Source organism: Aliiglaciecola sp. 2_MG-2023 (genome assembly GCF_030548145.1).
Lineage (GTDB): Bacteria > Pseudomonadota > Gammaproteobacteria > Enterobacterales > Alteromonadaceae > Aliiglaciecola > Aliiglaciecola lipolytica_A.
The window spans coordinates 436,055-447,757 of sequence record NZ_JAUORY010000001.1 but is presented as its reverse complement, the minus strand read 5'-3'; the positions used below and the strand labels follow the sequence as shown (position 1 = coordinate 447,757).

General features: G+C 41.1%; 12 protein-coding genes and 2 tRNA genes. 2 read left to right on the top strand and 12 right to left on the bottom strand.

Features of this window, described 5'->3' with window-relative positions; translation table 11 throughout:
• Nucleotides 1–503 precede the first annotated feature (503 nt).
• From Q4567_RS01905 to Q4567_RS01895, 3 genes are all read right to left on the bottom strand, one after another.
• The gene (locus tag Q4567_RS01905) at nucleotides 504–1,091 is read right to left on the bottom strand and encodes an HAD family phosphatase (RefSeq protein WP_303499134.1); all 588 of its coding nucleotides are present in this window, start codon (nucleotides 1,089–1,091) and stop codon (nucleotides 504–506) included.
• Nucleotides 1,092–1,205: 114 nt separating this feature from the next.
• Nucleotides 1,206–2,264, bottom strand: a complete 1,059-nt coding sequence (nadA, locus tag Q4567_RS01900; RefSeq protein ID WP_216048360.1) for a quinolinate synthase NadA — start codon at nucleotides 2,262–2,264, stop codon at nucleotides 1,206–1,208.
• A 97-nt stretch (nucleotides 2,265–2,361) separates the two neighbouring features.
• Nucleotides 2,362–3,522, bottom strand: a complete 1,161-nt coding sequence (locus tag Q4567_RS01895; RefSeq protein ID WP_303499133.1) for an acyltransferase family protein — start codon at nucleotides 3,520–3,522, stop codon at nucleotides 2,362–2,364.
• 112 nt (nucleotides 3,523–3,634) lie between these two features.
• Between Q4567_RS01895 and Q4567_RS01890 the strand changes: the two genes are divergently transcribed.
• Together Q4567_RS01890 and Q4567_RS01885 are read left to right on the top strand one after the other, a co-directional pair.
• Nucleotides 3,635–4,534: a LytTR family DNA-binding domain-containing protein gene (locus tag Q4567_RS01890; protein WP_303499132.1), complete on the top strand. Its 900-nt coding sequence runs from the start codon at nucleotides 3,635–3,637 to the stop codon at nucleotides 4,532–4,534.
• Between the two features lie 127 nt (nucleotides 4,535–4,661).
• Nucleotides 4,662–5,156 carry a hypothetical protein gene (locus tag Q4567_RS01885; protein WP_216048357.1) on the top strand — a complete coding sequence of 165 codons (495 nt, stop codon included), beginning with the start codon at nucleotides 4,662–4,664 and terminating at the stop codon, nucleotides 5,154–5,156.
• Nucleotides 5,157–5,685: 529 nt separating this feature from the next.
• On the opposite strand, the gene Q4567_RS01880 is transcribed toward Q4567_RS01885, so the two are convergent.
• The 9 genes from Q4567_RS01880 to ybgC all read right to left on the bottom strand — a co-directional run bounded on the left by Q4567_RS01880 (nucleotide 5,686) and on the right by ybgC (nucleotide 11,309).
• Nucleotides 5,686–5,761 (bottom strand) — tRNA-Lys (locus Q4567_RS01880).
• A 95-nt stretch (nucleotides 5,762–5,856) separates the two neighbouring features.
• Nucleotides 5,857–5,932 (bottom strand) — tRNA-Lys (locus tag Q4567_RS01875).
• Nucleotides 5,933–6,156: 224 nt separating this feature from the next.
• Nucleotides 6,157–6,927, bottom strand: coding sequence for a tol-pal system protein YbgF (gene ybgF, locus Q4567_RS01870; protein WP_216048356.1), 771 nt, complete (start codon nucleotides 6,925–6,927; stop codon nucleotides 6,157–6,159).
• A gap of 12 nt (nucleotides 6,928–6,939) precedes the next feature.
• Nucleotides 6,940–7,506, bottom strand: a complete 567-nt coding sequence (pal, locus tag Q4567_RS01865; protein ID WP_216048355.1) for a peptidoglycan-associated lipoprotein Pal — start codon at nucleotides 7,504–7,506, stop codon at nucleotides 6,940–6,942.
• 49 nt (nucleotides 7,507–7,555) lie between these two features.
• A complete protein-coding gene (gene tolB, locus Q4567_RS01860) occupies nucleotides 7,556–8,911 on the bottom strand; it encodes a Tol-Pal system beta propeller repeat protein TolB (RefSeq protein ID WP_216048354.1) in 1,356 nt (451 codons plus the stop codon).
• 3 nt (nucleotides 8,912–8,914) lie between these two features.
• Nucleotides 8,915–9,781, bottom strand: a complete 867-nt coding sequence (gene tolA / locus Q4567_RS01855) for a cell envelope integrity protein TolA (RefSeq protein ID WP_303499130.1) — start codon at nucleotides 9,779–9,781, stop codon at nucleotides 8,915–8,917.
• A gap of 7 nt (nucleotides 9,782–9,788) precedes the next feature.
• Nucleotides 9,789–10,211, bottom strand: a complete 423-nt coding sequence (gene tolR / locus Q4567_RS01850) for a protein TolR (protein WP_216048586.1) — start codon at nucleotides 10,209–10,211, stop codon at nucleotides 9,789–9,791.
• An 8-nt stretch (nucleotides 10,212–10,219) separates the two neighbouring features.
• Nucleotides 10,220–10,909, bottom strand: a complete 690-nt coding sequence (gene tolQ, locus Q4567_RS01845) for a protein TolQ (RefSeq protein ID WP_216048352.1) — start codon at nucleotides 10,907–10,909, stop codon at nucleotides 10,220–10,222.
• Nucleotides 10,899–11,309 (bottom strand): tol-pal system-associated acyl-CoA thioesterase, encoded by a 411-nt coding sequence (ybgC, locus tag Q4567_RS01840; RefSeq protein ID WP_216048351.1) that lies wholly within the window; start codon nucleotides 11,307–11,309, stop codon nucleotides 10,899–10,901. The genes tolQ and ybgC overlap by 11 nt, the downstream gene beginning before the upstream one ends.
• Nucleotides 11,310–11,703: the final 394 nt, after the last annotated feature.

Below are 11,703 nucleotides of genomic sequence, written 5' to 3'. Positions count from 1 at the left end.
TCCAAATTGTTTCACTTGCTCTTCGAAATTATCTCAGAGCTAACACATCCATGATGATCGGCACCCAGTCCGTACATCCATGTCCGGCCGTTCAGCCGGGCGGTGCTGCGCACCTAAAGAGGCCGGCTTCACCCACCTCTCCAAATTGTTTCACTTGCTCTTCGAAATTATCTCAGAGCTAACACATCCATGATGATCGGCACCCAGTCCGTACATTCATGTCCGGTCGTTCAGCCGGGCGGTGTTGTGCACCTAAAGAGGCCGGCTTCACCCACCTCTCCAAATTCTTCCCCGTTTCGATATAAAATGTAAACATTAAAATCGGCGCTCGGCGTGCGCGTTACTCAAGTACGTTACTTGCCGTCACTTTCAGACGGGTGCGTATGTTAGGGAAATACGCGCCCGTAAGCAAGTAGAAAAACCAATAAACTGGCGTTTGTAGGATTATTATTTAGCATTATTTGCTAAGGTTTAATAATAGTGATTAATACTTGTTCAAAAAGTTAAGGAAGTTGGATTTTTCCATTTATTACCATAATGCAGTCCATCCCTGCATTTTCGGCTGCTTGTTTACCTATTTTGGTGTCTTCAAACACGACACATTCATTAGCGGTTAATCCCATATTTTTAGCCACCGTTAAAAATGTTTCGCCATGGGGCTTACCCTGCGTAACATCGGATGAAGTAACAACCGTCTGTAATCTGTCTAACAATCCGGTTTCAGTTAACATGCGAATCGCGTTAGTCCGCTCTGAACCTGTACCAACGCCCATTTTTAACTTGCCTTGATACCTCTGCATAACTTCAAAAGTGTCCGGAATGATTGTCAGGTTATCATCAAGAGCAAGCCATGCATCGCGCTTTTTCTTAGCGACACCATCTAAATCGCAGTTTAGACCATACTTTTCATTCAGTAGTTTGGCAATTTCTCTGGTAGGTACGCCGCCAAGAGAGTGAATATATTCTCTATCGTAAGGAATTCCGAAACTGTCACAGGTTTGTTGCCAAGCGGTTGCATGTGACCCCATTGAATCTATCAAGGTGCCATCCATGTCAAAAACAATCCCTTTGTATTTACTCAAATCTAACATGGCATAATCCTATGTGGTTTGTTGGGTGGTGTAACTTTATAGGGTTTAGGTGAAGCAAAAATGAAATGCCAGCATGGCTGGCATTTCAAATTAACCACTGATGAAATTGATAAACTAGGCGTTGCCGACTACTTTCATTTTTAGTTCAGCGGCAAAATCGAGCATACGATTTAGCGGAACTAAGGCTTTTTGTCTAAGTGCCTCGTCTACAAAAATTTCATGTCCGCTATTATCCATCAATGAATCGTAAATCGCTTTTAAGCCATTCATCGCCATCCATGGACAGTGAGCGCAGCTTTTACAGGTTGCACCGTTGCCGCCAGTTGGGGCTTCATAAAACGTTTTGTGGGGCGCTAATTGCTGCATTTTATAAAAAATACCGCGGTCAGTAGCGACAATGAACTTTTCATTACTTAAGGTCTGAGATGCTTTGATTAATTGAGTAGTAGAGCCCACCGCGTCGGCCATTTCAACTACACTGGCTGGTGACTCAGGATGCACTAATACTGCTGCTTCAGGATGCAGGTGCTTCATGTTTTGCAGCGCTTTTGCTGAGAACTCGTCGTGCACAATACACTCACCTTGCCACATCAACATGTCGGCACCGGTTTGTTTGGCGATGTATGCACCTAAGTGTCGATCAGGTCCCCACAGAATTTTTTCACCCATGGCGTCCAAATGTTCGACGATTTCCAGGGCAATACTGGATGTCACTACCCAATCTGCTCGCGCTTTCACCGCTGCGGAGGTATTCGCATACACTACTACGGTGTGATCTGGATGGGCATCACAAAACGCACTAAACTCATCAATTGGACAGCCTAAGTCCAACGAACAAGTAGCCTCTAAAGTTGGCATTAGCACCGTCTTTTGGGGGCTCAATATTTTTGAGGTCTCGCCCATAAATTTCACGCCTGCAACAATCAGCGTTTGTGCATCACTATCGCGGCCGTATCTTGCCATCTCTAATGAATCAGAGATAAAGCCACCGGTAGCCTCGGCCAGTGCCTGAATTTCAGGATCGGTGTAATAGTGGGCAACTAAAACTGCGTTTTTTTCAACCAATAAACGTTTAATTTCATCAGTATAAAAAGCGTTTTGTGCTGCGTTGAGTACTTCTGGTTTTGCCGGAAATGGGTAGTCAATAGAATCGATGCGATTCACCTGCGTCATTATGGTCTCTTGTAAACAGGGTTAACATGTTTGCGTATTATACAATTATTACAATCGAATGAAAAACCCAGTATTTTTGTGTGTATTATTTTTACCATTAGCTGTGTTTCAGACCAAACAACCACCTCGTGATTGCAGTACGTTTGACAATTTCATAGCCGATTAGACATCCAGTGACGGTGCCGGACAATATCAAAAGAAAATCAAAAAATGTAGGTAAGTTATAAGGCTTTAGATACCAAGCTAGCATCACAATAAGGGTTTGGTGAAACATATACCAAGGCAATACGGCTTTATTTGCATAGCTAACAAATTTTGCTGGACGATTTAAATATTGGCCTGCGTAGCCCACTAAGCTAAATATCCAAGCCCAAAGGTTAATGATAAAAATCGTGCCGTACAGGCCTCGCACTGCAATCGAACCCTCATATTGCTCGGCCAGCCAGGTAAAATCGCCGTTTCTGTCAGCAACAATAAACAAATAGCCTAAAATGGCCAGATATAAAAACCAACGACGCTTAGCAATAACAGTATTCCACCAGCGCATTTGTTGGGCAAAAGTATAGCCAAATACAAAAATTAGAAAAGACTTAGCATGATTATACCAATCATTGGTTAGATCGTGGGTAGTGGGATAAGCAAGACGCAAGGTTAAGTACACCAGTAACAGCCCTGCGACTATGCAAATAAAAGCCACCACAAAGGGAATATTTTGAAAAAACCTGCTGCCAATAACGTTGGCCAACAATGGCCTAATCGCCAATACAATTAAACTGTAAATCCACAAATAGGGTAAAAACCAAAGATGATTCCAGGTGAGCAAACCGATAATCGACTGATGTTCTTTTAGTAAATCCGTATTGGGATTGATATATTCCACCCAAAATGACCAAAATCCTTCTGGAATTAAGTATTGAGCCCGTGCCTCGATATATACTTGAGGTGCGACTATGACAAACATGCCAAATATCAAAGGCACAAATAAGCGGTTGGTTCTAAGTCCCATTAAACTCCAAATGGAGTAGCGTTTTTCAATTAATGACAATGCCATAGCGCTGATAAAAAATAACAACGACATGCGCCATGTATTGGTTAAAATCATCACTTCTTGTAACCAACGAAACGTTTCTGCGCTCTTAATATGCCAGCCCCAATCAAACACATAGTACATTCCAATGTGATAGAAAATCAGGATCAAAAAGGCTAAGTTTCTTAGCCAATCAATATCATAACGACGTTGATTAGATGATAGTGTCATGTTTAATTCCCGCCGCTTGTAAAAGAAATGTGTTGATTTAGCATCCGCCTCAAAACACAATAAAAACAGAGCGCAATGACCAATCGAAAGGCAAAAGGGATAAGCGGTGGATATGCGGGATAAACAAAAATCAACTTGGTTTGAAAAATTCGATCAACATAAATATCTGTATAGCTATTTGCTGATTGCAGCTTATCTACTTATTAATAACAGTATTAATGCCTCCAGTGTTTGGATGGAACATAATCGCTCTAATGATGTTCAAATTCAGATGTGGGAACCCTATGTTTGGGAATATTCTAGTGCATTAAGCACACTCATTTTGTTGCCGTTTATTTTCGCATTATTTGCTCGCATGCCACTGCGTTTTGCCAATCTAGGTCGACAGCTTTTTATCCATTTTTTGATCACTATTTTATATTCAGCGGCCCATGTCGGCTTAATGGTGATGTTTCGAGAATGGGTCTACATGTTAGACGGTGGAAATTACGATTTCTCCCCTTGGCTGAGGGAATTTTGGTACGAATACCGCAAAGATGCATGGGGATATGTATTCTGGTTAATTCTGTATCAAGTTATACAGTCGCTTTATGCACGACTTAAAGGAGAAGCGAGTTTAGTCAATGACCAAGAAGAAGCGGTTTGTGCAAAACCCGACTCAATGTCTGCGCCCTCGCCCGCTCCGTCACCGGATTTTTTATTAGTCAAAAAGCTAGATAAAGAGTTTTTAGTGAAAATCGATGAAATTGAATGGTTAGAATCAGCCGGAAACTATGTGAATTTACACAAACAAGGACGCATCTATCCTTTGCGAGGCACGTTAAACGACACCATAGCCCGACTGAGTGATAAAGGTTTTAGTCGAGTTCACCGCAGCTTTGCCGTGAACTTAGCGGCCATAGACAATATACAGTATCAGCCCAGTGGCGACGGTAAAATAACCTTAAAGGCGGGTAACACCTTAAATCTATCGCGACGTTACAAAGACGATTTAAAAATAAAGCTGAGTTAACCTTGACTAGCAAAGGTAAAATGCCGCTCATTAAAAAATACCGCCGTACTTGACACGTTATACAGGCAAATGGCGCAGGTAACGCCTAAAGACTTAAAAATAACCTCATATTACTGAAGAGAACGATATGCGCATTACACTACTAGCTACCCTACTACTGACTCAATCCGTGCTGGCCAACAATCTCAAAGATGATGAATATGCTGGAATCAAAATAGGTTCGCAAGCTGATAGCGCCATTAAGCTACTTAAAAATTATCAGTCACAGGAGGTCTTTTATGATGAACCGCAATCTTGTTTTTACCTAGAGCCTAAAACCCACGCTGATGGACCCTATATCATGGTAATGGATGGTATTGTTGTGCGTTTCGATATTGATGAACAACTCTCGCAAATACAAACTCAAGAAGGATTAGGCATAGATTCATCTAAAGCCGATGTGATTAAAACTTATAACGACGTAAAAGTGTCTGTGCACCCTTACCTCGGAGAAGAAGGCGAATATTTAGAAGTTAAGTTAAACAATGGCAACGGTCTTATTTTTGAAACTTACCGCGATAAAGTGACCAGTTTCAGACTGGGTAGCTACCCAGCCATTTTATACATTGAAGGCTGCGCATAACGACGCAGATCAACAAGTAATAACGTTATTGCTTATTAACTTTGCAACCAAGCTGTCGATGCCAACCTATCCTAGGCAGCTTGAGCACGAATCTAAGGGCGTTTAGCCGTAAATCCAGAGTGAGATGTATTTTCCTCGCCGGCTAGCCAACAAGAGCCTCTGAAGCGCCCTCACCTTGTAGCTCGGCCTTTAGGCCGTGGTCATTGACAATGCATCAACCATCATGGGGCTAAAGCACCCGCCTACAGAATTGTTCCCGACAATTTGTCGAACGGGCTGATTCTCATCCTGCACGAATTTCATGATGTTTGGAATTTAAGGTTTTGGAATTTGTATTACTAGGATATGGATAAGATGGTGGGTCGTGCTGGATTTATTCCAGGCATCCTGCCTTTCACCCTTCGGGCAGCCTGCGGCTGTACAAATTGTTCCCGACAATTTGTCGAACGGGCTGGTTCTCACCCTGCACGAATTGCATGATGTTTTGTGGATTGATTGTTTAATTTTTATATTGAGAAATTTTCTAAGATGGTGGGTCGTGCTGGATTCGAACCAGCGACCAATTGATTAAAAGTCAACTGCTCTACCAACTGAGCTAACGACCCATCTATTGAAGCTTCTTACTAATTCAGTAAATGTTGTACTGAATTATTTTGGACATCCTGTCCTCCCCGAAGGGATGTTTACTCTAAACTGAAATTGGTGGGTCGTGCTGGATTCGAACCAGCGACCAATTGATTAAAAGTCAACTGCTCTACCAACTGAGCTAACGACCCTTTTTCAGTTTTGTTACAGACCTCCTGCAACGGCGGCATATAATACTCAAATATCTTCGTGGTGCAACCTAAAACTGAGGTTATTTTAAATTATTTGTCTTTTCGTTGAAAAACTAAGCAAGTAAGGCGAAAACGGTATAAATTATGTGCACTAAAATATGATTTATACCGTTTTTAATCCTAAAATTAATTCAAACTAATTTAAAAAATTATTAATCTTTGAATTAATTCATCGCACTTAAACGTGAATTTGCGAGACGACTAGATGCAGAATCTGGATATTCAGATAAAACCTGTTCGAACAGTTGTTTTGCTCTGGCTAAATTATCTCTACGCTGTTCAACCACACCTAATTTGAATAATGCATCAGCACGTTTTGATGAATCAGGGTAACCACTCACCAATATTTGGAATTGTTCTGCTGCACTTTCCCACTGTTGTTTATTAAACAACAGTTGCCCCAACCAATAATGTGCATTTGCCGCATAACTGGAATTTGGGTAGGTTTTTATGAACGATTGAAATTCTGGAATCGCTAAATCGTATTGTTTATCCCGTAAGATTAAATTAACAGCGCGATCATACGCATCACTTTCACTTACATTGCTAGAATCAGGCACTTCTACTTGCGAAATCTGTGCAGGATTATTGGAGCTAGAATTAGCGCTCGACTGTTGCTGACTACTCTGAGTATTAACAGCAGCAATACGTTTATCAATTTCTAAATACAACTCACGTTGTCTTTCTAAAATCTTTTCAAGCTGATGATTATGCAATTCTAACGTTCCGCGCATTTCGCTTACTTCGTTTTGCATTTCATCTAACTGTTGTTGAATCCGATGCTGCATCTCTGTGCGTGAATCTAAGATACGCTCTAACACTTCGACACGTTTAGTTAGGGATCCATCGTTTAGGTCTGTTACAGGCGCAGGAGCCGCATTAACTGCGGCTCCGTATACAAGTAAAAGACTAATCGCTTTCATGCGTTTAATCATAATGACTCAATCTTATTGATATACCAAAACACCACGACGATTTTGCGCAAATGCAGATTCAGACGTGCCATTTGCTGCAGGTTTTTCTTCGCCATAAGAAACCACAGAAATCTGTGATGAATTTACGTTAGCATTTAACAGATATGTTTGTACTGATTTAGCACGTCTTTCACCCAATGCAATGTTGTACTCAGGAGTACCACGACGGTCACAGTGACCTTCAATCACGACAGATTGATTTGGGTTTGCTGCCAAAAACGCTGCATGCTTAGATAAAATAGCTCGTGCAGATGAAGTTAGATTCGACGTATCAAAGTCGAAGTAAACCACTTGATCCTGCTCTAAACTTGCTAAATCTCTAGCACGCTGTTCAGCTTCCATTTTTTCACGTTGCTGCATCGCCATTACTTCTGCTTTTTCAGCTTCAGCTTGTCTTGCAGCTTGATCAGCCGCTGCTTGTGCCGCTGCTGCTTCTTTGGCTGCTGCTTCGTCTACACCATTATCTGTTGTAGTACACGCCATCACGGTCACCAATGGCAGTGCAATCACCAAACCTTTAAATACTTTTTTAAGTTGCATTTCGTTATTCCTTCTCGTTTTCGAAATTTCTAACAGTTTTTAGTTTATATTACAAAAATGGTGACCAGCTAGGTGACTTAACCTGCCCTTCTGACACCGGCAACCTTGCCTTAAATCGTCCATCAAGTGACACCAATGATAATACCTGTCTTCCTTCGTGCAAAGTACTGTAGATTATCATACTGCCATTCGGTGCAAGACTTGGTGATTCATCTAAAAATGTTTTAGTTAACACCAACATATCGCCTGAGTCTACGCCTTGCTTAGCAATATGGTAGTTTCCGCGGGTACGATTAACCATGACCATTTGAGTACCATCTGGTGTAAACGTTCCGCCAAGGTTCATATCACCCTCGAATGTGACCCGCCGAGTCTTACCTGTAGCTAAATTTACTCGATAAATCTGAGGTTTACCACCCCGTTCTGAACTAAAAATCAAATGTTTACCATCTGGTGACCAACTTGGTTCAGTATCAATTGCGCGATTACGAGTAATCTGACGCAAACGCTTCGACGCGATATCCATCACATAAATTTCTGGATTTCCGTCTTTAGACAACACCATCGCTAATTGATTTCCGTCTGGTGAAAAGGTAGGTGCACCATTTATGCCAGGAAAGTCGGTAAGCATAGTTCGGCTGCCTGTATAGATATCCTGCATAAAAATTTGTGGCTTTTTATTCTCAAACGACACATAGACTAGCTTTCTGCCATCAGGCGACCATGATGGTGACATTAGTGGTTCATTTGAACGCAATAATATATTTTCATTTTGACCGTCATAATCAGCCACGATTAATTGAAAGGGTTTGGCTTCTGTTGCAGAATCTCGAACAATAACGTATGCAATTTGCGTCAGAAATGCGCCTTTTTCACCGGTTAGTTTTTCGTACACTATGTCACTAATACGGTGGGCATACTGACGAAACTCTTCACCGCGGATAACCCAGCTCCACTCGTCAAGTATATGGTCACGATTAGTTACCATCTGGCCATTGCTCATCATTTGTGTTTGACCACCGGTAATTTGGCCACGTATAACGTCTAGAAGTTGCAACGTAATTTTAAATTCATCCGCTGCTTGTTGTTGAATATGACCAATAAGCACTGCTTCTGCACCGGCTGCAGCCCATTCACTATAATCCACCTCGCTGTCTGATTTTGGTAACTGTGGCATTTTGTCGCGACTTAACGCGAAAAATTTGCCACTGCGAGTTAAATCAGCAGCAACCACTTCGTCAATGCTGCTTGGAGGCTGAGTCCCTGCAGAGACGTGGAACGGAACAATACCGATTGGACGGGCATTATTGACCCCTTCCGTAATATAGATTTCTAAAGTGGCACGTGACTCCAATGAGAAGCAAAGAAGTAAAAAGGTTAGCAAAATAGTGTTTATTTTATTCATTCATTAAAAACCAAAGTTAATAGTTATATCTTTTAGATTGTTGTACACCTGTGGGTCCGAGGACATCGGCAACTCACCTGCTCTGCGAATTGCCTGTTCACCCGCCACACATACAACTTTATCTCCGCCAAGGGTACGAATCTGAATAACAAATCCAGATGATGACAAACGAATATTAATTCTGCATGATTTTCCTTTCATCGAATCATCTTTATAGGTGTTTTGGTCAATCTTCGCGTTAATTAACGCAGTATACTTTTCAGTCTCGGAGAGAACTTGACGCTGCCTTTGCTGATTACGTGAAGATTGTTCCATTTCCAACTGTTCTTGCATTAACCGTTCCTGTTCTCGCAATTCAGCTTCTTCTCGTTTTTTACGCTCGGCTTCTTTTTTCGCCCGCTCTTCATTTGCGCGTTTTTCTCTGGCCTTGCGCTCTCTTTCTTCAGCAGCTCTGCGCTCTAATTCACGTTGCTTTTTTTGCTGCTCTTCTTCACGGGCTTTTTCTTCAGCTAAACGTTTCTTTTCTTTAGCCTCCGCCGCAGCTTGTTTTTGACGTTTTGCGTCTTCTTTACGCTTTTTTTCTTTCGCCGCAATATCTCGTTTACGCTGCTCAGCTTCCGCCTTACGCCTTTGCTCGTCCCGTATTTTTTGCAGCTCTTTTTGCTTTTCGGCTTGTTTTTTCTGCTCAATACGTTTTAGCTGGTCATTCACAGCCTTTTGGTCAACCACAGTCGCTTCAATTGGCGTGAAATTGGCAGTATTTAATTCAATCTGCTTGGGGGGCGAATGAAAGTCGACACTTAGCGCCAGCAATCCGCCTAAGATAATGTGTAAAGCAATTGAAATGAAAATAGGGCTAAACTTATACATGCAAAGCCTATTGTTCAGGAGACTCGGTCATTAAACCAACAGATGGTACCCCAGCGCGCTGCAATAGGACCATTAACTGCACTACGTTAGCATAAGGAACCGCACCGTCTCCTTTTACAACAACAGGAGTATTCGGTTCTTTCTTAATTTGCTGTGCGACTATGACTGCCAAATCTGTGGCTGACATAGGATCCTCTTGCTTATCACCAACGTTAATAAAGTATTCACCTGCGGCATTAACCGAAGCAATAATAGGTGGTTTAGAATCATCTTGTAGCGCTTCAGCTTCTGCTTTTGGTAGATCCACTTTTACCCCTTGGGTTACCAAAGGTGCGGTCACCATAAAGATGATCAGTAGTACCAGCATGACATCGATGTAAGGAACAACGTTAATTTCCGAAACTGGACGTCGCCGTTTACGCTCATACACAACCATGGTTAAACGCTCTCAACTCGTTGAGACAATATCTGACGATGCAGAATACTAGAAAACTCTTCCATGAAATTACCGTAACTATTTTCTAGCTTTTCAACTTGATTACTAAAACGGTTGTAAGCAATAACCGATGGAATCGCTGCAAATAAGCCCATGGCGGTAGCAATAAGTGCTTCAGCAATACCAGGAGCAACCATAGCTAAGGTGGCTTGTTGAACCTCACCTAGCGCAATAAACGAATTCATGATCCCCCAAACAGTACCAAATAAACCAATGTAAGGACTAATAGAACCAGCAGTAGCAAGAAAGGATAAGTTAGCTTCGAGGTGATCGACTTCTCGTGATAGCGAGACGCGCATTGCTCTGTAGGTTCCTTCCATAGTGGTTTCGGTTGAACTGCCTGTGGCTTTACGCAAACGCACAAATTCTTTGAACCCAGCACAAAACAAACTGCCCATTCCCTGCACAGATTGACGGGCAGAAAGTTCTTGATACAGTTTATTCAGGTCAACCCCAGACCAAAACTTATCTTCGAACTTTTTGGTTTCAGTTTTTGCCAGTTTTAACACTTTGACACGTTGAAAAATGAATGCCCAAGAAACAACTGACGTAGCCAGTAGTAACAGCATTACCAATTGAACCAAAAGACTTGCCTGCAAAAACAGGTCAAAGAATGACAAATTAGATGACACTTGAAATTTCCCCTAAAATGAATGCAGGTATTGCAATAGGTTTCATCTTCTTCAGATCAACACATGCAACCCTAATTTTCGCACTTACCAAACTTAAATTGTTTGAATTTGTTATTTGTTGTTGGAACAACATGCTAGCACGTTTTAATTCAATTATTTGCGTATTGACTTGCAATAAATCATCGAATCTTGCTGCTGCAATATTGTCCATTTCCACCCGTTTGACGACAAAACCGATGAATTGTTCCAAAAGACTATGTTGTTCTATGCCAAAACTTCTTAACCACTCCGTTCTAGCACGCTCTAAAAATTTTAAATAATTAGCATAATATACAATACCACCTGCGTCTGTATCTTCGTAATAGACTCGCAATTTAAATTCATGAACAGGAAATTGCATCGAATTTTCTACCTCTTTAAATAACGCTTATGGTTAGTCCAGCGGACTTTAAAATAATTCAATTTTAATACGACAAATCGCATAATTATGTATGAGTTAAAATCATAATTTTAATGATAACCAGTAAATTTAAGCCTGTAACTAGATAATAGTGTGTTTTGCTTTTTAATAAGCATGCATAAGTTCAGCATAAAATTCAACTTTTACACTAGTTTTGTTAATCCAATTTTACTTCAATTGAGTTATCAAACAATAGCGAGAATCAGCTTAGAACAGCTAAAGCGTGAGATACAAAGAATTTAATCAAACAATTAAAAATATTAAGCATTATTTTTTCTAATCCGAAAATACAATTTTTTTCAATTGTGGATTTTTTCCTAACGTATAGAATGCG